Below are 20,694 nucleotides of genomic sequence, written 5' to 3' on the forward strand. Positions count from 1 at the left end.
CATATCTATCACCTCTAGTAGTAAGTGCTAATTTTATTTTCAAGAATATCTTTTAATTTTATTTTATAAAGAAAAAAGACTGTAGACAAACTCGAAATTTTCGAGTTTGTCTACAGTCTGAAAGGAGGAAGTTTTTAGACTTCCTCCTTTTTTTATAGTACGATATCAGCCATATAAGGTGATTGACCTTGACGGAAATATGTGAATAGATAGCCGTCTTGCTTTACGACGTGTCCTTTTTCTAAGTCTCTATAGGAAATGCTAGAAGGGACGATGAGTGAATGTTTAAATAAATCTTTTTCACTGACATTCATAGCTGCAAATTCCTTGCCGGCTATATGGGGGGTGTTTCGAATAGCTGTATAAATCTCTTTTAGTGCATCTTCTGCTACACGCTCCCACCAAGTTTTCCGCGGTATAAACGATTGTGGTGTGAAGTAATCAATTAACATCAACGTTTTAACGATTCCTAAATCAACATGTGGTAATGTTTGCAAAAATTCTAACAGACGCATAAATAAGTCTTCTAGCTGATGTCCGATACGACTCCAGCCACGTTCTTCCCAATATGTCCCGAAGCTTTGGAAGAAATCGAACGGTGTTTCAAATACATCTGTGACTAAATATTCGATCGTTTTGTCCATTCGGTGTGCATTCCAATATTTCTCTAAAACGTCTTCCGCATGTTTGATACGTACAATGTCAGTAAACGTGAGTACATTATTGGAGAAAATTTCATAAGGGGCTACATCCACATATGTGTAGCCGTATTTTGGTGCTTCTAGACGAAGACCTGTCCCTCGTAATAGTTTTAAGAAGCCGAGCTGTAATTCTTCAGGGCGCATCGCAAATACATCATTAAATGTTTTACGGAACGAATTGTAATCCTCTTCTGGGAGTCCCGCAATTAAGTCTAAATGCTGGTCGATTTTCCCGCCTTCTTTGACCATCGTGACAGTCCGTTTCAATTTTTCGAAGTTTTGACGCCGTTTTACAAGATCATTTGTTAAATCGTTTGTTGATTGTACGCCAATTTCAAAGCGGAATAACCCAGCAGGTGCGTGATCATTTAAGAACTGAATCACTTCAGGGCGCATAATATCTGCTGTGATCTCAAATTGGAACACGACGCCTGGCTTATGCTCATCGATTAAAAACTGGAACATTTCCATCGCATAGCTACGGCTAATATTAAACGTACGATCAACAAATTTAATCGTCTTAGCTCCGTTATTCATTAAAAAGCGGATATCTTCTTTAATTTTTTCGCGGTTAAAATAACGGACGCCTACTTCAATACTAGACAAGCAGAATTGACATTGGAATGGACAGCCGCGAGATGTTTCAATATATTGAATACGCTTTCCAAGGTAGGGGAGATCTTCCTCGAAGCGGAATGGTGACGCGAGTTCGCGTAAGTCAATTTTAGGTGGTTGGGCATGGATTTTTATTTTCCCGCCTTCTAAATAACAAATGCCATGTACGCTCTCTAATACTAAGTCACCTTTTAAATAATGCATTAATTCTTTAAAAGAAATTTCGCCTTCTCCCATAATAATAAAGTCGATTTCCGGGACTTTTCGAAGCCAATCATGAACGTCGTAAGATACTTCTGGCCCACCGAGTATGACTTTAGTCTCTGGTAAGACTGTTTTTAACATACGCACAACCTTAATAGTTTCCTCTATATTCCATATATAGCAACTGAAACCTATAACGTCTGGCTTTTTCTGAAATAGGTCAGAAACAATATTGAAAGCAGGGTCTTTAATCGTATATTCTGCTAATTCTGGGTCAAATTCAGGGCGAGCATTTGCTTTTAAATAACGAATAGCCAAATTTGTGTGAATATATTTGGCATTAAGTGTTGCTAAAATAATTTTCATAGTTATATTCTCCTTCACAAACTATATTGTAACAGTGTAGTGCAATAGGAACAATATGAGAAAAAATTCCTATTTTATTCTCAATTTAATTGTGAAATAATTTAATTAAATATAACTATAATTTAGAAAATTTAGAAATAAAACGTATAAAAAGTTAAATTTTATCATAAATTAGGGTATCTGATACTGGAAAAAAAGGGGGGGGAGCAATGGAAATAGCCTCTATTATGAATTTTCATCACAATGCAAAACCGACAAATGAGTCTACTGTTTTTATAGCTAACTCATTTGATATTATTTTTGCAAATCAAGGGGCAAAAGCGTTACTTGAAATAAGAGATGGTAAAGATGAAAATTTTTTTCCGATTGATGCAGGGTCGATTCCAAGATGGCAGCAATTTATAGAACAAGTTCGTAGTCAATCGAATGCCACTTGTGAAATCCAATTACAAACATCTATGCAGCCATTTGTAAGAGTGCATGGTTGTTATGATGAGCTTCAAGATGTTGTCATTGCTACATTGCAACCTACATTAATACAAGCAACCGACGCAGTTATGTCGATGATGTCTGTATTTAATTATATGGATTTAGGAATCATGACATTTACTGCAGATGGCTTTGTACTGGATGTAAATCATAAAGCATTGCAATGTATTGGGTGCAGTAAAAACGAAGTGTTAACAAAACATCATAAACAGTTATTAAAGTATTTCACATATGATAGAGAGTCAGCCTCTCATTTTTATAGTCGTCTCGAGAGAAAAGAGCAAGCGTCACTACTCGTAAAAAAAACTGAATGCAGTGAGCCGCTTTATTATGAACTAAAAGTATTTTACAATGAAAACAGTCGTTTGTTTATTGTTTCTATTGTTGATCATACGGAATATGTAAAGTTACAAAATGAATTAAAAGAACAAAATTATTTAAAAGAGCTTGGACAAATGAGCGCTTCAATTGCTCACGAGATTCGAAATCCACTAACGGCTTTAAAAGGTTTTGTCGAGCTATTGAAAAGTGAGGCATTACAAGAACAAGAACATTATTTCGACATTATGGAATCTGAGTTTAAACGATTAGATACGATTTTATCAGATTTATTGTTTTTAGCGAACCCCCGAAAAATCGAATTACAAAAAGTTGATTTAGTTGAAATCTCGAAGGAAGTCATTGACTTTATGCAATTTGAAGCACTAATGAATGAAGTAATAATTCAACTAGAATATGACGAACAATTACAGCATGTTGTGCTGGGAAGCAGTGTACGTTTTAAACAAGTATTGATTAATTTATTAAAAAATGCGGTTCAGGCAATGGAGGATAGCGGTAATGTAACGATTCAATTACATGTAACGACACAAGAGGTACAAGTTTATGTACAAGACGAAGGAATTGGCATGGATGAGGAAACGTGTAAAAACTTATTTAGTCCTTTTTTTACAACGAAAGATTATGGGACTGGTCTAGGATTACCGCTTGTGAAAAAAGTAGTGAGTGATTTTAGTGGCACAATTGAAGTAAAAAGTACACCTAATATAGGAACAACTTTTATTTTAACTTTCCCAAATGCATTAACGACACAGGCAATTAAGCAACCACTTGATTTTCTACTCGGTTAAATTTCGTTTTGACAAAACTTTTTTCTAATCGTTATAATAGCAGTTATAACAAAAAGTAGGGGATGATTTGTCAGTGGCAACAGAGGAGATCAAACAATCACTCAAACTTTTTATTGTACTATCCCGTGCACAAAAAGCGATTAGTGAATCGACCCATCAATTTTTTCAGCAACAAGGTTTAAATCCGACTGAATTCGCTGTATTGGAGCTATTATTTCATAAAGGGAGGCAGCCTTTACAGCAAATAGGGAATAAAATATTACTTGCGAGCGGTTCTATCACATATGTTGTGGACAAGCTGGAGAAGCGTGGTTATTTAAAGCGCGTGTCTTGTCCTAACGATCGCCGTGTTACATATGCGGAAATCTCAGAGGTAGGATGTACATTTATGCAAGAAATTTTCCCAAAACATGAACAGCAATTGCATGAGCTAATGAGTGTATTGACGTCTGAAGAAAAAGACACTGCAATTGAATTGTTGAAGAAGTTAGGATTGTCCATTAAAGATTTGTCCTATTAAAAAGAGTTTGCGCCAAAAGCGCAAACTCTTTTTCAACTACAATATTATTCGATTGTAAAGCCCATTTGTAAAAAGGCATCTGTCATTTCAGCTGTAGTTGTATCAAATACGGTTAACCGTACAATTTTTGTTCCTTTTTCGAAAACGACTGTCACCACTTGATCTTTATCCTCTGTGTAAGTGACAACATAGCCATTTGCATTTGTGATATCTTTATGTGTTGTTAAAAGTGAGTCAAGTGCATACGGTTCATACTTACCTTCTGGTGCAGTAATCTTAACCGTATTTTCTGTTTGTAGTGCTGCTTCTTCATAAGTAGTTTCATCTTTTGCAAATAGTTCGATGCGCATTGAGTGTTCGTTATTGGCGTCATACATTACCATATCGCGACCAGGCTCTTCTGCTTCAAGAGAAAACCCTTTCGCTAATGAAATAGTATAATCCTGCTGAGGACTTACTGTCGTCACCGTTTCCGCTTTTTTTGGTTGCCCATTTTCTACATACTCAATTGTATTTGTACTTTCATTTGTCTCTTCTGTCCCTGTATCAGCTGTTGTGTCTTCCCCTTCAGCGGCACCATTTTGTGTATTGTTTGTCTCGTTAACAGTGCCTGCTGTTTCTTCTTCCTCTGTAGGAGTGGGCGTTTCAGTGGAGTTACAAGCTGCAAGTAAGAGCATTGCGGAAAATGCTGATGTTATAAGGAATGCATGTTTTTTCATCTCAAATTCCTCCTTGTTAATAGTTAGACGTGATCATTAGAAATAAGTTTCATTTGATTAAATAATCGGTAAAATTAAAAATAATAACAAGACAAATACAAGATGCGATACAATAACTAATGGTAAGCTCTTTTTCCATTCGTAGAGTGTACCCCATAGTAAACCGGTAACTATAGCCGCGAGAGCACCAGGCATAAAGCCGCTGATCGCTAATGCAAGAGAAAATAACAGAGCCGTAATTAAAACTGCATAAAAAGGAGAAGTAAAGCGTTTTAACTGTTGTTGAACATAACCACGCCAAAACATTTCTTCACCAATGACTACAATAAAAATCAGCATCAAATAATGCCAAATATTCGTTGGACCATATAGCTCTAAAAATTTTGAAATATCCTTTGTTGTCGAGCTATCAATATATGGAAGCAGTATGTGCCCGAGTTTTACAACACCATATGCAATCGTCCCATAGCCTGTACCATATAGTAAGTAATGCCATGTGGGTAGCCGATCTTCAAACTTGCCGAATATGAGCGCCACAGCGATTCCTACGAGGAGAGTAAAGGAATATAAATACCAAAAAATCACTTTTTCCTCAAATGTGTAAAGTAACATTGCATAAATGAAAACTAAAGATAGAAGGAGCACGATAGTTTCTTTATGTTTCATCATAATTCTGTTTCCCTCCTTGATATAGTGTAACAAAAAAACACTCCTATATCATCTTTTAGCGATGAAAAGGAGTGAAAACGTTTAAGCATCTTTCGTATGTAAAATTTTATATCGTTTATGGTTTATTACAGTTTTCTCTTCCATTTCAAGTTCGTGGAAGTTGTCCATGATGGTTAAATCAACAATGACAGAGTTTTCATTTACTTTTTCGACGAGTCCTTGTAGACCGTCCTTAAATTCGACAATACTTCCTACTTCAGCTACTTTCACAGGCAGTCAGCTCCTTTATCGACTAATACTTAACAGTTTGCACGAATTTAACAAAAAGGTAAAGAGTTTTTCGAATAATTAATCATTTAAAAAGGGATTTTTTATTAAAGAAGGTGGTTTAAAATAATGGAAAAATATAAACAAATACTCGATCAATTAAGAAATGGAGAACTACGAAGTGTGGAAATTTCAAAATCGGATTATTTAAGCTTTCGTGAAGCGCTCGTAAACGATCCACAATTTAAACATTTTCGTGGTGAAGCAAAACAGGGGGGGAACATAATTTTCACATTTTTACAGGCTCCTAGAACATGAAACAATTACCATTTTATGTTATATATGATATAATTGGGGCGTGTGATTACTTTAAGCTTGGGGGGAAACTATGGAAAAGGGCATTTTAGAGCAATTGGAGCAGATGCGGGCGCTTATGATTCAATCGGGTATGAAACATGGCTTTGGAAATGCTAAAACCATTCAACTAAGTAAGAGGTTAGATGAACTACTTAATGAATATGATATGCTAAATAGCAGTAAAAAAGAAGTGGAAATAGAAGAAACAAATTTTTTTCAATAATCCAGAAAAAATAGTGTTTACTTATGAAGAATAGTGGGAATAATACATTTGAACACAGCAACATTCTCATTTCCCCCTTAAGAGCAGATGCTATTGCATTTGCTCTCTTTTTAGGTAAAGCCGATGTTTTATAAGAACATGATTAGACAAAGGTGATGAGGTTAAATTTGAATGAAGCTATAGATGTCTTTATTTGAAGAGCGTTCTTTTCCATGAAGTGTCTTCATCACCATACGGATGCGTTAAACTATGAACTCAGCTAAAAATAGCGTGAGTTTTTTCATTTTTCGCATTTTTTATGTTGTGACATTTGATAAACTAAAGAAAAGGAAGGGGATATGGGATGAAAAAGAAAATTGCTTTTATTGGTACAGGGGTTATGGGGGCAAGTATTGTGAAACATTTATTACATGCTGATCATGAATTAACGGTTTACAATCGAACAAAGAGCAAAACGGACGCGCTTGTAGCACTCGGTGCGAAGTGGGCTGCAACACCTGCTGAGGCAAGTAAGAATCAAGATATTATTTTTACCATGGTGGGCTATCCGCAAGATGTAGAAGAAGTATATTCAGGGGAATATGGTGTTTTCCAAACAGCGGCAGCGGGTACGATTGTCGTGGATATGACAACGTCTGAGCCAAGTTTGGCTAAAAAATTGTTTGAAATAGCACAAGAAAAAGGGATACATAGTATTGATGCTCCTGTTACTGGCGGTGATATTGGCGCGCAGAATGGTACATTGTCTGTTATGGTTGGCGGAGAAAGAGACGTATTTGAAAAATTACAGCCGATTTTAGAGCCCTTTGCAACGAATATTGTGTATCATGGCGAAGCGGGTGCTGGTCAGCATGCTAAAATGTGTAATCAAATTGTCATTGCTTCGGGTATGATTGGGGTTTGTGAATCGATGGCTTACGGCTTAAAAGCAGGACTTTCTATGGAAGACGTTTTAAAGTCCATTACACCAGGTGCTGCGGGTTCCTGGGCATTATCGAATTTAGCACCACGCGTGTTAAAAGGCGATTTGGAACCAGGCTTTTATATTAAACATATTATCAAAGATATTAAAATTGCGATTGATGAAGCAGAACGTATGAATTTACAGCTCCCAGGGCTCGCATTGGCAAAAGCGCTATATGAAGAACTAATGGAGCGCGGATATGGTGAAAAAGGAACACAAGCATTAATTCAATATTATGTAGAATAAGAGTAAATTAACCGCAAAAAACTGTTGTAAACTATATACTTTTTTTCGTTACTTTCATCGTTTGAGGTGGAAAACGGTTATAGGAGAATGGGCTTGCCTATGATACAATTAATGTATAGGGAAGTTTTGAAAGGAGCCGGTATGCTGTGGAAACAGAAAAAAAAGGTATCTTATTAGAGAGTGGTACAAACGAACTTGAAATCGTCGAATTTGAAGTAGGAAGTAATAAATTTGGTATTAACGTTATTAAAGTAAAAGAAATTATTCAACCAATGAACGTTACATTCATTCCACATGCACATCCACATGTTGAAGGGATTATCCAGCTGCGCGGAGAAGTATTACCAGTAGTAGATATGTTAAAAGTATTAGGAATAGCTAATGCACAACGTAATCCGCAACAAAAATATATTGTAGCTGAATTTAATAAGCAACGTGTCGTATTCCATGTCGATAATGTAACGCAAATTCATCGCATTTCATGGGATCAAATTGAAAAACCATCTGATATGTATCAAGGCGGCTCATCACAAGTAATTGGTGTGATTAAATACAAAGATGAGATGATTTTATTGCTTGATTTTGAGCGTATTATGGTAGATATCAACCCTGCTTCAAGTATTAGTGTAGAAGCGGTTAAAAAATTAGGAAAACGCGAACGTTCAGAAAAGAAAATCGTGATTGCAGAAGATTCGCCACTACTTCGTAAACTGCTATTTGATACGATGCAAGAGGCAGGCTATGTCAATTTAGATTTCTTTGAAAATGGTCGCGATGCGTATGATTATTTAGAAACATTAGCAAAAGCGGATAAAAATATTGAAAATCAAGTGCAGATTGTCATAACAGATATTGAAATGCCACAAATGGATGGACATCATTTAACAAAGAAAATCAAAAGCCATCCAGATTTAAAAAAATTGCCAGTCATTATTTTCTCAAGCCTAATTACCGAAGATCTTCGTCATAAAGGCGAAGAAGTGGGGGCAGAAGACCAAATTTCAAAACCAGAAATTGCAGAGCTTATATTACGTATGGATCAGTTAATCTTATAAACAAGCGCCTGTAAAACATTTATATATTCATGAAAAGTCGGGTGCTAATATAAGTATTCCGACTTTTTTTACAAAAAATTTACATAAAAATTTAAAAATGAGTGCTAATGTAAAGCTGTAAATATTTATTGTTGGACAAAAAGGAAGTGAAAAAATGGAGAGAATAAAAACAGCTATTATTGACATTGGCTCAAATACGGTACGGCTTGTCATGTATCAATATGATAAAAATGAAGGATTACATGAGTTTGGGAATATTAAAACGGTTGCTCGCCTTCGGACACATTTATTGCCTACTGGTGACATGAGTGAAGAGGGAATGGGCATTTTATCGAAAACGCTCGCTGCATTCAAACGGATTTTGGAAGATTATAATGTAACAGATATTAAAGCCGCTGCAACAGCCGCAGTGCGACAAGCATCAAATAATCAAGAAATTGTTAGGCGTATGAAAGAGGAGACTGGTATTGAAATTGAGATTTTATCGGAAGAGGAAGAAGCTTATTTTGGTTTTTTAGCTGTTGTTAATTCGATGGATACAGCTTCTGCTGTAACGATTGATATCGGTGGTGGTTCTACCGAAATTACATTGTTTCGAAATAAGAAACTGCAAAAAACTTATAGTTTTCCTTTTGGGACAGTGAGCTTAAAGCAGAAATTTGTAAAGGGCTCCATTATGAATAACGAAGAACGAAAGTTGTTACATAATTATATAAAAGAGCAATTTAAGTCATTAAGCTGGATTTGCGATGTAAATTTACCTGTGATTGCCATTGGTGGTAGTGCTCGTAATGTGGCGCAAGTCCATCAACAGCAGATTAGCTATCCCATTTCAGGTGTACACCAATATGAAATGACGTTAGATGATTTACTTGAATTAAAACAAGGTTTGAGTCAAATGACATGGGAACAGTTAAAACAATTGGATGGGTTATCATCAGATCGAGCAGATATTATTGTACCAGCGATAGAAGTGTTTACAACATTAATGGAAACAGTGTCAACTGAAAATTTCCAATTAAGTAAAAAAGGGCTCCGAGAAGGTTTAATTATTCATCGTGTATTGCAAGGAGATGCAACAGCATTCGATAAATACAATGTCTTTGCAGAGAATGCCAAAAGAATTGCGTTTGAATATGGGCGTTCTGTTGAGGAAGTAGAAACATTATGTACACTGAGTGAGCAAATGTATCGAGAGTGCTGTAAGTTAGACTATTTTACATTTAATCAACAACATTTAGAGCTTATTCAACGTGCAGCGAAAGTTTTTGCCATTGGCGAATACATTGAACTGGAATCCCCGAGTCAACATACATTCTACTTACTCGCTAATCAATCAATTGCTGGGATGAATCATTTAAATCGTGTAAAATTAGCGCTTTTAGCATCTTATAAAAATCGTAATTACTTTAATCGGTTCGCTATGCCGTTTCTATCGTGGATACCGCGTGAGGAATTAAAATGTTTGCGTGATTTTGGTGCATTACTTAAATTTGTCTATGCATTAAATGTATCTAAACGTAATATTGTCAAACAAGTTGTGCTTAAACGTATAGATGAAATGATTCAAGTAGATGTGATGGTGGAAGGGAGTGCGGTTGCTGAAATATATGAAGCAGAACGGACTAAAAAACATATGGAACGGATTTTTAAATGTGAAGTAAGTATTGATTTTTATGAAGAAGGGTGGAAATAAGGATGAACGTTAATCTTGACGAGCTAGCAATGGGCACAAATGACCAAAGTGAACAGACGCCAGAAGAACTGCAGCGCGCTGCATTGCTTGAAGAAATCGCAAAGCCGCAATATTACAATAATCGTGAACTTTCTTGGCTGGCGTTTAATGAGCGTGTATTAGAAGAGGCAGAGGATGAAGAAAATCCATTGCTGGAACGGTTGAAATTTTTAGCTATTTTTAGTTCGAATTTAGATGAATTCTTCATGGTCCGTGTAGCAGGATTACAGGATCAAGTACGGGCAGACTTTCATAAGCCAGAAAATAAATCAGGTTTGACGCCAAAAGAGCAATTAGCGAAAATTGCAGAGCGTACACAAGCTTTAGTTCGTCGTCAAACAGAAGTGTATCGTTATTTAATTGACGAATGTTTACCGAAGGAAAATGTGTTTATTAAAGATTTTAAAGATTTACAGGTAGAACAGAAACGATATATTACGGAATTGTTTGAAGAAACGATTTTTCCTGTATTAACGCCCGTAGCAGTTGATGCTTATCGGCCATTCCCGACACTTTTAGGGAAAACATTAAACTTGCTTGTCATGTTAGAAAAAAACAATAATGATGCCGAACATACAACTAAAGTAGCGATTGTCCAAGTACCGTCTGTATTAGATCGTTTTATTAAAGTACCGACAGCAAGTGATCAAACTGTGTTCGTGCTATTAGAAGATGTTATTACAAGTCATATTGACCACCTGTTCTATGGCTATAAAGTAAAATCTTCTCAAGCATTCCGTTTAACGCGTAATGCGGATTTAACGATTCACGAAGAGGGAGCACAAGACTTACTTTCTGAAATTGAAAAAGAGTTAAAGAAGCGTAAATGGGGCGTTGGCTCTCGTTTGGAAGTACGTGATGGGGAAATGAAAGATGATGTATTAGACTACCTATTAGATGAGTTTGAAATTAATGAATCAGATGTTTTTAAAATCGATGGACCATTGGATTTAACATTTATGTTCCCATTTGTTAAAACGATTTCGGTTGGGCTTGAACATTTGCAATATGAGAGCTTTATCCCACAGCCACCGCAAGATTTAGATTCGGATGAAAACATTTTTGAAAAGGCGTTAGTACAAGATTTATTTTTCCATCATCCATATGAATCATTTGTGCCGATTGTTGATTTCGTCATGGAAGCAGCAAATGACCCATCTGTGTTAGCCATTAAACAAACGCTCTATCGTGTAAGTGGAAATTCGCCGATTATTCAGGCGTTAAAGCAGGCAGCAGAGAACGGGAAACAAGTAACTGTACTTGTCGAGTTAAAGGCACGGTTTGATGAGGAAAATAATGTTCTTTGGGCGAAGTTGCTTGAGCAAGCGGGGTGTTTAGTCATTTACGGGATGAATAATTTAAAAACTCATTCCAAAATTACGCTTGTTGTGCGCCGTCGCCACGGAAAAATTGAGCGCTTTGTTCATCTAGGAACAGGTAATTACAATGATGCAACTGCGAAAATTTATACGGATATGGCCATTATTACGTCAAACAAGGAGTTTGGGATTGATGCGACAAACTTCTTTAACTATTTAAGTGGTTATACGGAAAAACCTGAATTTCACCATTTAGTTGTTGCGCCTTTCGATATTCGAGATGAATTTATTCAACTCATTGATGAGGAAATTGACTGTCATAAACGATACGGTAACGGCTTTATTCGGGCGAAAATGAACTCCTTAACAGATAAAGATTTAATGATGAAGTTGTATGAAGCATCGATTGCAGGGGTAAAAATTGAACTGATTATCCGTGGCATTTGCTGTATACGACCAGGTGTTCAAGGCATTAGCGAAAATATTACGGTAACATCCATTGTGGGACGTTTCTTAGAGCACTCCCGTATTTTTTGGTTCCATCATAATGGCGAAAATAAAGTATTCTTATCTTCAGCAGACATGATGACCCGTAATATGATTAAACGTGTAGAGATTTTATTCCCGGTATATTCACTGGACATCAAAAATCGTATTATAAAAATTATGCAGCTCCAATTGGAAGACAATCAAAAAGCACGTATTCAAGATGCAAATGGTAAGTATCATTATAAAGAAGATCATAACGGCAATAAAAAGATTAACAGCCAAGAAATATTCCTGCGAGAAGCAATTGGGCAACCTACGGAAGAATAGGGTGTTCGTAATGAGTAAAAATGTATTCTAAAAATACCAGTTAAATAGTAAAAGGTATGTATCATAGCCTCCGCGCTTTGCCACAGCCTACACAGGAGCTAAAACAGGCGCGGCCTGTTTGGATCTCCTGTTTCGGCTCCTGTGGCTATGCCGCGCTACGGCAAAAAGTAGCTACTTCTTGATATTTTAGAAAAATATTTCTCTTCTTTAAAAGAAACCATTTTCTTTCCATTTGTACGTATAATCTGCCCGGTCTTTTCTATAATCAATGAGAATCTTTCATTATTTTTGAGCAACCGATTATTGTATTGAACAATAGTTGCTTGTAGCGGAGGCACGAGAGTGTAGCTGACGGCATGCGCCTTTCGCTACAGAGCAAAGCTTCCTACGGGAAAAGCGAGACAATCAAGACCCCGCAGGAGCGAAGGATGAGCGACGAGGAGGCTTGATCTCGCCCGTGGAAAGCGAGTGCCAGAGCGGAAAGCAACGTGTACTGAAATGGTAATATATGTTTTGTGGTTTGCTTGTAATGAATAGGGTGTTGAAAAATTTTCATATAGTCTTGCAAAAAATGCAAGGCTATATGAAACTAAAGACAGTAGAGTGAGTTGGATAGGAGTGTAAAAAGTGATAAAGGTCGTAGAAAAAGATAGAATGAAAGCCTTACAACAAATTATTCAACTAAATCCATTCGATACTGTCATTGTATTAAAAAAAGTACAGTACGGGTATGAAATTGAATGTGTAAATGAAAAAGCCGTTCAGCTCTTTCAGGAACCAAGTAAGGAACCAAGTAATGTGAAAATGGATGCAGAATGTTTTTTCGGGGCTATTGATTGGCAAACGTTACATCCCTTTGTTGAAAAGTTAAGCAACCAAGTTGAATACATAAATCTGAAGTTAGAACAACAAATGGCATTATATATGCAAAAACTAGTGATTAATGATGAATCCTATATTCTCATTGTCCTGCGAGCAGTCATTAATCAAGAGCATTTTGTGTATGAAGATGAGTTAACCAATTTATTTAATAGACGTGCATTACAACATCAATGGTCATCGTTTACAGAGCAACGAACAAAGAGGCATGTGGCACTGCTCATCATTGATTTAGATCGCTTTAAAAAATTTAACGAATCGTTAGGGAAGCAAAAAGCAGATGACATGTTAGCGGTGATTAGTGAACGATTTAGATCATTACGCCATAAGCATTGTGAGATTTTTCGTTATAATGGCGATGAATTTGTATTCGTTATAGGTTATGATGCGCAGGAAGAAGTTGAAGTGCTAGCAACGCAAATTTTAACGTTACTGAAAGAACCGATTGTTGTAGATGAGCAAGACTATTATGTCACCGCATCTATTGGTATTGCCACAAGTATCGCTGAGCAAACCCCACAATTAGACACGATGTTGCATCATGCAGACCAAGCATTGTTTTATGTCAAAAATCATGGCCGAGGTGATTATCGCTTTTACCGTAAAGAAATGAGTCAAGTGTTTCCTAACGAAGCATTAATGGAGGCACATTTACGTAGAGCGATTGAACTAAATGAATTATCCGTTCATTTTCAGCCACAGATGGATTTACAATCAAACGAGATTAACAGTTTTGAAGCATTAATTCGTTGGCATAATCGTAAGTTTGGTTTTGTGTCCCCAGCGCAATTTATTCCATTGGCAGAATCATCTGGGTTAATTATAGAAATTGGGGATTGGGTACTAGAACGTGTATGTCAATACTTGCAAGAATGGAAACAAAAAGGCTATCGGCCTGTCAGAATTGCTGTTAATATTTCACCAAAGCAATTTAAACAGGGACAGTTTGCGAGAAAAGTAGAGCGAGTAATGAAGCAATACGATATTGACCCTGCTCAATTAGAGCTCGAAATTACAGAAGGTTCCATGACGAATGTGCATGAAACAACGGCCATTTTAAATGAGTTAAAGCAGTTAGGTTTGTTTGTGTCAGTGGATGATTTCGGTACAGGTTATTCGTCGCTCAGTTATTTGAAAACATACCCAATCGATATTATTAAGATTGATCAATCGTTTATTGCAGATATTGAAGAAGATGAAAAAAACGAGGCCATTGTAAAGGCGATTATTTTATTATCACATACGCTCGGATTAGAAGTAATTGCAGAAGGTGTCGAGAAAAAAAATCAAGAACAGTTTCTGCTTAAAAACCACTGTAAAAAAGTACAAGGCTATTTATACAATAAGCCATTGCCCGTTGAGGAAATTGTGGAGCAATATTTAATTAATTAAGGGATTTTTTCAAAATATAAAAAGTAGCGATTCGATTTGAGAATGGCTATTTTTTTATTTTTAGAAGGTTGTGTTTACCTGGCGTATTTATTTGAGACATGAGATGTGATAAGAGTGCTATGCACGGTAGGTGTGCATTCTAGTTGCATAGAATGGTAGCTGATCAGAGATACTACATAAAAACGAAAGGAGGTTTTTATGTGAGTTTATTTGTCTGGGGATCGATTGTTGTTATCATTATTTTATGTGCACTTTCAGCGTATGCAACTGTAGTGGCAGCGAACCAAATTGAAAAGAGTAATTCAGAGCTTGATACATCCGTTGACCCTGTCATTCGAAGGCATCCGTTTTTATTGAATCCAATTATTATGATGTACATTGTCGTCGGTATTTTTATGACAATCGTTCTTTTCTTTTATTGGGCAAGAGGGGAATAAAAGGGGAATTTTAGCATTTCAGGCTCCTGTACATAGTCACTTCTTAGTCAATTATGATATGATAACTATGAGTGCACTATCCTGCTCGATTTTTGAGCGGTAAAGGAGTAGAATGTTATGCTGTCAATAAATAACAGAGAATTATTAGATATACCCATTAAAGACTTTATTATTTCTTCTGAGAAGGTTGCTCACGTCCAAAGTGGGAATAATGCGGAACATGCTTTACTCGTGTTAACTCGCACGGGTTACTCTTCTATTCCGGTATTAGATGTCAAATATCGTCTACAAGGTTTATTAAGTAGCAAAATGATTACAGAATCCATTTTAGGTTTAGAGCGCATTGAATATGAACGTCTTTCTGAAATTAAAGTAGATACTATAATGGAAAAGAAAATTGCTTATTTACGAGTAACAGATACTTTTAAACGTGCGTTGGATCTAGTGATTAACCATGCTTTTCTTAGTGTTGTTGATGAAGAAGGAACGTTTGTTGGGATTATGACACGTCGCGTCATATTAAAACAACTCAAAAAGTATATTTATATGAATGAACGATAATGAACATAAAATCGGCAAAATCCTAAGAGGGTTTTGTCGATTTTTAATACCGTGAAAGGATGAGATTATGACCGCGACAGAGGCTGAAATTATTAAAGTATTAGCAGAAGAAAAAAATATGCGTAAGGCAGCGGAACGTCTTTTTTTAACGCAGCCAGCCTTATCACAAAGATTGCAATCAATTGAAAAAGACTGGGGAACACAGCTATTTTTACGTTCGCAACGTGGCTTAACCCCTACACCTGCAGGAGAGCTCGTTATTCAATACGCAACAGAGCAAATCGCTAGGCGTGAAGAAGTATTTGAAACTATTCAAGCGTTAAATGCCAAAGTACATGGCACACTTAAAATTGCATGTGCATCTATTGTGGGGCAAAACTGGTTGCCACAAGTATTGAAAGACTTTGTTACATTGTATCCGGATACAAAAATTTCATTAATGACTGGTTGGAGTTCAGAAATTGTGAAAGCCTTATATGAAGGAGAAGCACATATTGGCATTGTAAGAGGGCAAGCAGATTGGAAAGGGAAAAAAATTCACTTATTCCGCGATATGATGTACTTAGTAGATAAAGAAATTCAAACGTTAGAAGATATTTATACTGCAGATCGTCCATTCATTCAATTCAAAAGTGACTCAGATTATTATCAAGAAATTTTGCAATGGTGGCAACGGCATTTTAACCAAAATCCACGCCATCAAATTATTGTCGATCAAATTGAAACGTGTAAACAAATGGCGCTAAATGGTATTGGTTATGCGATATTACCGTCTATTACATTAAACGGAACAGAAGATGTGAATAAAATTCCGTTATTGCATTCGGAAAAAGATATGGGCTTAACACGGGATACGTGGCTGATCGGTTACGATTCAGCTTTTGAGCTACTTCAAGTAAAAGCATTCGTGGATGTTGTGCAAGATCGAGCCCGTTGTTTATATGAATATAAAAATTAATACGTGCGATTGAAATAAAAATTTAGTACAATCAAAACATGTTATAAAAACTTACATGAAAAGGGGTTGTATAAAGATGAGTGATAAGTTGAATGCACAACGAATTATTGAATTTATTTCGAAGGCGCAAAAAGTGACACCAGTTAAAGTGTATGTAAAAGGTGATAATGTCGCTTCGTTATCATATGGTAAGAGCTCAAAAGTGTTCGGTGAAGGGAATAATGCCGTTGTTTTTGGGGAGTGGAACGATATTGAAGCTGCGTTAAAAAGTAACGGAGAAAAGATAACGGACTATGTCATTGAAAGTGACAGAAGAAATTCAGGTGTCCCATTATTAGATACAAAACATCTGAATGCACGTATTGAGCCAGGGGCAATTATTCGTGATCAAGTAACAATTGGTGATCAAGCTGTTATTATGATGGGGGCCATTATTAATATTGGTGCAGAAATTGGACCAAAAACAATGATTGATATGGGTGCAGTATTAGGCGGACGTGCAACAGTTGGAGCGAATTGTCATATTGGTGCAGGCACAGTGCTAGCTGGTGTTGTTGAGCCGCCAAATGCACAACCGGTCATTATTGAGGATGATGTTGTGATTGGTGCCAATGCCGTTGTACTTGAAGGTGTACGTGTAGGAAAAGGCGCAGTTGTAGCAGCTGGTGCTATAGTGATTGGAGATGTTGCACCGTATACAGTTGTCGGTGGTGTCCCAGCACGCGTATTAAAGCAGCTAGACGAAAAAACAAAAGCAAAAACAGAAGTAATTGATGCTTTACGAAATATTTAAGAAGGTGACTTCATGCAATCCCTAATTGATATTCGCCGAGCGCTACATAAAATACCAGAGCTCGGTTTTCAAGAATTTAAAACACAAGCTTTTATTTTAGATTATTTAACCAAACTTCCGCAAGACGATCTAGAAATAGCAACTTGGCGTACAGGGGTTGTTGTAAGGATTGTGGGCACGAATCCAACGAAAACAATCGGATGGCGTACAGATATTGATGGTTTACCGGTAACAGAAGAAACAGGTGTAGCGTACGCTTCGGAGCACGCTGGTCATATGCATGCATGTGGTCATGATTGTCATATGACGACGGCACTAGGACTTGTCACAGCTTTTGTGAAAAATCGACCTGTGCAAAATGTAGTTGTCTACTTCCAACCAGCTGAGGAAGGACCAGGTGGAGCAGAACCAATGTTCAATTGGTTAAAAGAGGAGCGCCCTGATCTTTTATGCGATGAAATTTATGCACTTCATATTGCGCCAGAATATCCAGTAGGCACAGTAGCAACGCGCCCAGGGCTATTATTTGCGAATACGTCTGAGTTATTTATCGATTTAAAAGGGATTGGTGGGCATGCAGCATACCCCCATCTTACACGGGATATGACGATTGCAACAGCCAATTTAATTTTGCAGCTGCAAACGATTGTGAGCCGCAATATAGATCCGATGAATAGTGTGGTGATAACGGTAGGAAAGATAACAGCAGGTACTGTCCAAAATGTCATTGCAGAGAATGCACGTTTAGAAGGAACGATTCGTACGCTAAATGCCGAATCAATGCAGGCAGTAAAAAGCCGTATTGAGGCCATTTGTGCGGGGATTGAAGCAGCGTTTGAATGCGAAGTTGCTATTGATTACGGCTCGCTGTATCATGAAGTAAATAATCATGAGGCGTGTGCGAATCGTCTGCTTGCTTTTGCGAAACAGTATGACGGTGCAACGGATTTCTTATGCCCAGCAGCGATGACTGGAGAAGACTTTGGTTATTTCCTAAAAGAGATTCCTGGTGCCATGTTTTGGAGTGGAGCAAACTGCCAGTACGGTTTGCATCAGTCGAAGATGAATCCAGATGAAGCGTTACTTTCGTTTAATACCGATTTTGTAGAGGCGTTTATTCGTAGTTTATAAGTAAGAAGGGGGATGTCCAGAAAGTGAACATCCCCCTTTATTTGTTGTTAAATTATAAAATTTCGCATTGTGGATCACAATTGTTAGAAAAGAGCAGCAACGTTTAGGCGAAAGCGCCATCCCCTCGCGACGCTTCGACTCCCTCCTACGTGTGGCAAGCACACTTGTCAGGATTCTCCAACGCGTGTCGGGGATTAGCAGGCGCTTTAGCACTTTTGTTGTTATGATACTTGTTCCGAAGCGTGCATTAAATGTGGTGCTCTTTTTTGTGTCCATGCCCATGCTAAAATGAAGCATGTAGCTAAAATCACTGTCCCGAAAACATACGGAGAGTCCATATTCCAGTCAAATAAAGAGCCAGCTAATATAGGGCCGAACATATTCCCTAAGCTCATATAAGCGTTATTCATTCCTGCAGCAAATCCTTGTTCAGCGCCAGCTACTTTACTAATGAGTGTATTAACTGCGGGGCGGATAAAGGTTGTGGCAATGGAGAATAACGTCGCCACTGTGAGGATCATAAAGAATCCGCTCACATAAATAACAAGTAACATCGTAATCGCAGCTACTAGTAAATTGATTAAAATAACTTTCATTTCGCCGAACTTTTTAAACAGCTTGTTGATAATATACATTTGCAAAATAACGCCAGCAAACCCACCAACCATAATAATGACCGAAATATCAAAAGGTGAATAGTTAAATTTATGGTCTAAGTATAGTGATAATGTTGCTTGGAAGTTAGAAATACCAAAACTAAATGTTAAGACGATGAGTAAAAATACGAAATACGATGTTTTGGTAGAACGTACTAATTGTTTCACTAAACTTTCGCGTGGTGGCTTTGCCGTTGCTTCTGTATCTTTTTTGACATTTGGTAAAATGATAAGAGATAGAACAGCTGCTAGGATGGCTGCGCTACCAGCGAAATAAAATGGAATGTGTAAACTGATGCCAGCTAACACGCCACCAATACCGGGTCCAATGGTGAAGCCTAAGCTCATCGCTGCACCAACCATCCCCATCCCTTTTCCTCGTTCTTCCACTGTTGTAATATCGGCTACGTAAGCTAAAATAGGGGGCATGACAAATGCTGCACCTGCCCCACTTAAGAAGCGTGCAACGAATAATAGCCAAACATGATCTGATAAACCGAATAAAATTTGTGATAACCCGTATAATGTAAGACCAATAATAATAAAAATTTTGCGCCCATAACGGTCTGATAAATCACCAGCAATTGGCGAAAGTAAAAATTGTGCTAGAGAAAACCCTGCAATTAAAAAACCTAATACTTGTCCTCCTACCCCGAACAATTCTAAATAAGAAGGCATAACCGGAACAATGATGCCAATACCACCCATCGTGATAAACATATTAAACATTAAAATATAGAGGGCGACATTATTTGTTTTTTTCGCCATGGCTAACCGCCTTTCTAATCCATTATTTCGACTTTTGAAATGTAAGTACAATTAGTCTAACATAATTATACGACTTGTCACTACTGTAAAGTTATTAGACTAAGGGATGAAAAATGAACTAGTTTAGTACAAAATATGGTGATGATTACTTTATTTTTTTAAATTCTATACTCTTAATGAGTAAATTTTTAAACATATATTACCATTTGAGTAACCATTGCTTTCCGCTGCGGCACTCGCTTTCCACGGGCGAGATCAAGCCTCCTCGTCGCTCATCCTTCGCTCCTGCGGGGTCTTGATTGTCTCGCTTTTCCCGTAGGAGTCTCGTGCCTTCGCTACAAGCAACTATTGTTCCATAAAATAATTGATTACTCAAAAATAACGAATAATTCTTATTGATGACAATAGAGAATAGGCAACGATACATGTAAACAGAAAGAAATTGATTTCTTTAAACGAAGGTAAATACTTGTTTAGAATATTAAGAAGCACTCACCTTTGCCGTAGCGCGCCATAGCCACAGGAGCCAAGATTTTCTTTGCGACGAAAGCGCAGCGTCAGGAGCAGGAACAGGAGATCCAAACAGGCCACGCCTATTTTAGCTCCTGTGTAGGCTGTGGCAAAGCGCGGAGGCTACCATTACGCTTTAATTTAATATCTTTTGCTATTTACCTGGTATTTTTAGGGTGTATTTTTGCTCATTACGCATTCTACACTAATCCGT

Annotated in this window: 19 protein-coding genes; 14 read left to right on the top strand and 5 right to left on the bottom strand. The window is 37.2% G+C overall.

Going from position 1 to position 20,694, the window contains the following annotated elements:
- Positions 1 to 152: 152 nt before the first annotated feature.
- The gene (locus AAGS61_RS00005; protein WP_391366225.1) at positions 153 to 1,886 is read right to left on the bottom strand and encodes a B12-binding domain-containing radical SAM protein; all 1,734 of its coding nucleotides are present in this window, start codon (positions 1,884 to 1,886) and stop codon (positions 153 to 155) included.
- A 209-nt stretch (positions 1,887 to 2,095) separates the two neighbouring features.
- Here AAGS61_RS00005 and AAGS61_RS00010 point away from each other — a divergent pair, with 209 nt between their 5' ends.
- Positions 2,096 to 3,505: an ATP-binding protein gene (locus AAGS61_RS00010; RefSeq protein ID WP_391366226.1), complete on the top strand. Its 1,410-nt coding sequence runs from the start codon at positions 2,096 to 2,098 to the stop codon at positions 3,503 to 3,505.
- A gap of 73 nt (positions 3,506 to 3,578) precedes the next feature.
- Positions 3,579 to 4,025, top strand: coding sequence for a MarR family winged helix-turn-helix transcriptional regulator (locus AAGS61_RS00015; RefSeq protein WP_391367269.1), 447 nt, complete (start codon positions 3,579 to 3,581; stop codon positions 4,023 to 4,025).
- Positions 4,026 to 4,069: 44 nt separating this feature from the next.
- On the opposite strand, the gene AAGS61_RS00020 is transcribed toward AAGS61_RS00015, so the two are convergent.
- The 3 genes from AAGS61_RS00020 to AAGS61_RS00030 form a co-directional block, all read right to left on the bottom strand.
- Positions 4,070 to 4,744 carry a hypothetical protein gene (locus AAGS61_RS00020; protein ID WP_391366227.1) on the bottom strand — a complete coding sequence of 225 codons (675 nt, stop codon included), beginning with the start codon at positions 4,742 to 4,744 and terminating at the stop codon, positions 4,070 to 4,072.
- Positions 4,745 to 4,801: 57 nt separating this feature from the next.
- Entirely contained in the window at positions 4,802 to 5,413 is a 612-nt protein-coding gene (locus tag AAGS61_RS00025) for a CPBP family intramembrane glutamic endopeptidase (protein ID WP_391366228.1), read from the bottom strand.
- Positions 5,414 to 5,494: 81 nt separating this feature from the next.
- A complete protein-coding gene (locus AAGS61_RS00030; protein WP_391366229.1) occupies positions 5,495 to 5,683 on the bottom strand; it encodes a YkvS family protein in 189 nt (62 codons plus the stop codon).
- A 126-nt stretch (positions 5,684 to 5,809) separates the two neighbouring features.
- Here AAGS61_RS00030 and AAGS61_RS00035 point away from each other — a divergent pair, with 126 nt between their 5' ends.
- From AAGS61_RS00035 to AAGS61_RS00090, 12 genes are all read left to right on the top strand, one after another.
- Positions 5,810 to 5,998 carry a hypothetical protein gene (locus AAGS61_RS00035; RefSeq protein WP_391366230.1) on the top strand — a complete coding sequence of 63 codons (189 nt, stop codon included), beginning with the start codon at positions 5,810 to 5,812 and terminating at the stop codon, positions 5,996 to 5,998.
- Positions 5,999 to 6,068: 70 nt separating this feature from the next.
- On the top strand, positions 6,069 to 6,260 hold the full coding sequence (locus tag AAGS61_RS00040; RefSeq protein WP_391366231.1) for an aspartyl-phosphate phosphatase Spo0E family protein: 192 nt from the start codon (positions 6,069 to 6,071) through the stop codon (positions 6,258 to 6,260).
- 343 nt (positions 6,261 to 6,603) lie between these two features.
- Positions 6,604 to 7,470, top strand: coding sequence for an NAD(P)-dependent oxidoreductase (locus AAGS61_RS00045; RefSeq protein WP_391366232.1), 867 nt, complete (start codon positions 6,604 to 6,606; stop codon positions 7,468 to 7,470).
- 146 nt (positions 7,471 to 7,616) lie between these two features.
- Positions 7,617 to 8,525 carry a chemotaxis protein gene (locus AAGS61_RS00050; protein ID WP_391366233.1) on the top strand — a complete coding sequence of 303 codons (909 nt, stop codon included), beginning with the start codon at positions 7,617 to 7,619 and terminating at the stop codon, positions 8,523 to 8,525.
- A gap of 154 nt (positions 8,526 to 8,679) precedes the next feature.
- Complete coding sequence (locus AAGS61_RS00055) at positions 8,680 to 10,221, top strand: Ppx/GppA family phosphatase (protein WP_391366234.1); 1,542 nt, start codon at positions 8,680 to 8,682, stop codon at positions 10,219 to 10,221.
- 29 nt (positions 10,222 to 10,250) lie between these two features.
- Entirely contained in the window at positions 10,251 to 12,395 is a 2,145-nt protein-coding gene (locus AAGS61_RS00060; protein WP_391367271.1) for an RNA degradosome polyphosphate kinase, read from the top strand.
- A gap of 627 nt (positions 12,396 to 13,022) precedes the next feature.
- Positions 13,023 to 14,666, top strand: a complete 1,644-nt coding sequence (locus tag AAGS61_RS00065; protein WP_391366235.1) for a putative bifunctional diguanylate cyclase/phosphodiesterase — start codon at positions 13,023 to 13,025, stop codon at positions 14,664 to 14,666.
- A gap of 200 nt (positions 14,667 to 14,866) precedes the next feature.
- Positions 14,867 to 15,103: a short-chain dehydrogenase gene (locus AAGS61_RS00070; protein WP_391366236.1), complete on the top strand. Its 237-nt coding sequence runs from the start codon at positions 14,867 to 14,869 to the stop codon at positions 15,101 to 15,103.
- Positions 15,104 to 15,220: 117 nt separating this feature from the next.
- The gene (gene cbpB, locus AAGS61_RS00075; RefSeq protein ID WP_391366237.1) at positions 15,221 to 15,664 is read left to right on the top strand and encodes a cyclic-di-AMP-binding protein CbpB; all 444 of its coding nucleotides are present in this window, start codon (positions 15,221 to 15,223) and stop codon (positions 15,662 to 15,664) included.
- Between the two features lie 67 nt (positions 15,665 to 15,731).
- Positions 15,732 to 16,622 (top strand): LysR family transcriptional regulator, encoded by an 891-nt coding sequence (locus tag AAGS61_RS00080; protein ID WP_391366238.1) that lies wholly within the window; start codon positions 15,732 to 15,734, stop codon positions 16,620 to 16,622.
- Between the two features lie 76 nt (positions 16,623 to 16,698).
- Positions 16,699 to 17,415 (top strand): 2,3,4,5-tetrahydropyridine-2,6-dicarboxylate N-acetyltransferase, encoded by a 717-nt coding sequence (gene dapD / locus AAGS61_RS00085; protein WP_391366239.1) that lies wholly within the window; start codon positions 16,699 to 16,701, stop codon positions 17,413 to 17,415.
- Between the two features lie 12 nt (positions 17,416 to 17,427).
- Entirely contained in the window at positions 17,428 to 18,546 is a 1,119-nt protein-coding gene (locus AAGS61_RS00090) for an N-acetyldiaminopimelate deacetylase (RefSeq protein WP_391366240.1), read from the top strand.
- A 221-nt stretch (positions 18,547 to 18,767) separates the two neighbouring features.
- Here AAGS61_RS00090 and AAGS61_RS00095 read toward each other — a convergent pair whose 3' ends face one another.
- On the bottom strand, positions 18,768 to 19,970 hold the full coding sequence (locus AAGS61_RS00095) for an MFS transporter (RefSeq protein WP_391366241.1): 1,203 nt from the start codon (positions 19,968 to 19,970) through the stop codon (positions 18,768 to 18,770).
- Between the last annotated feature and the right edge of the window lie 724 nt (positions 19,971 to 20,694).

It is taken from the genome of Lysinibacillus sp. KU-BSD001 (genome assembly GCF_042920265.1).
GTDB lineage: Bacteria > Bacillota > Bacilli > Bacillales_A > Planococcaceae > Lysinibacillus_B.

Excerpts from the sequence above, each read along its gene's own strand:
- AAGS61_RS00005 (WP_391366225.1), bottom strand. The coding sequence starts at position 1,886 with ATGAAAATTATTTTAGCAACACTTAATGCCAAATATATTCACACAAAT.
- AAGS61_RS00010 (WP_391366226.1), top strand. The coding sequence starts at position 2,096 with ATGGAAATAGCCTCTATTATGAATTTTCATCACAATGCAAAACCGACA.
- AAGS61_RS00020 (WP_391366227.1), bottom strand. The coding sequence starts at position 4,744 with ATGAAAAAACATGCATTCCTTATAACATCAGCATTTTCCGCAATGCTC.
- AAGS61_RS00025 (WP_391366228.1), bottom strand. The coding sequence starts at position 5,413 with ATGATGAAACATAAAGAAACTATCGTGCTCCTTCTATCTTTAGTTTTC.
- AAGS61_RS00035 (WP_391366230.1), top strand. The coding sequence starts at position 5,810 with ATGGAAAAATATAAACAAATACTCGATCAATTAAGAAATGGAGAACTA.
- AAGS61_RS00040 (WP_391366231.1), top strand. The coding sequence starts at position 6,069 with ATGGAAAAGGGCATTTTAGAGCAATTGGAGCAGATGCGGGCGCTTATG.
- AAGS61_RS00045 (WP_391366232.1), top strand. The coding sequence starts at position 6,604 with ATGAAAAAGAAAATTGCTTTTATTGGTACAGGGGTTATGGGGGCAAGT.
- AAGS61_RS00055 (WP_391366234.1), top strand. The coding sequence starts at position 8,680 with ATGGAGAGAATAAAAACAGCTATTATTGACATTGGCTCAAATACGGTA.
- AAGS61_RS00060 (WP_391367271.1), top strand. The coding sequence starts at position 10,251 with ATGGGCACAAATGACCAAAGTGAACAGACGCCAGAAGAACTGCAGCGC.
- cbpB (WP_391366237.1), top strand. The coding sequence starts at position 15,221 with ATGCTGTCAATAAATAACAGAGAATTATTAGATATACCCATTAAAGAC.
- AAGS61_RS00080 (WP_391366238.1), top strand. The coding sequence starts at position 15,732 with ATGACCGCGACAGAGGCTGAAATTATTAAAGTATTAGCAGAAGAAAAA.
- dapD (WP_391366239.1), top strand. The coding sequence starts at position 16,699 with ATGAGTGATAAGTTGAATGCACAACGAATTATTGAATTTATTTCGAAG.
- AAGS61_RS00090 (WP_391366240.1), top strand. The coding sequence starts at position 17,428 with ATGCAATCCCTAATTGATATTCGCCGAGCGCTACATAAAATACCAGAG.
- AAGS61_RS00095 (WP_391366241.1), bottom strand. The coding sequence starts at position 19,970 with ATGGCGAAAAAAACAAATAATGTCGCCCTCTATATTTTAATGTTTAAT.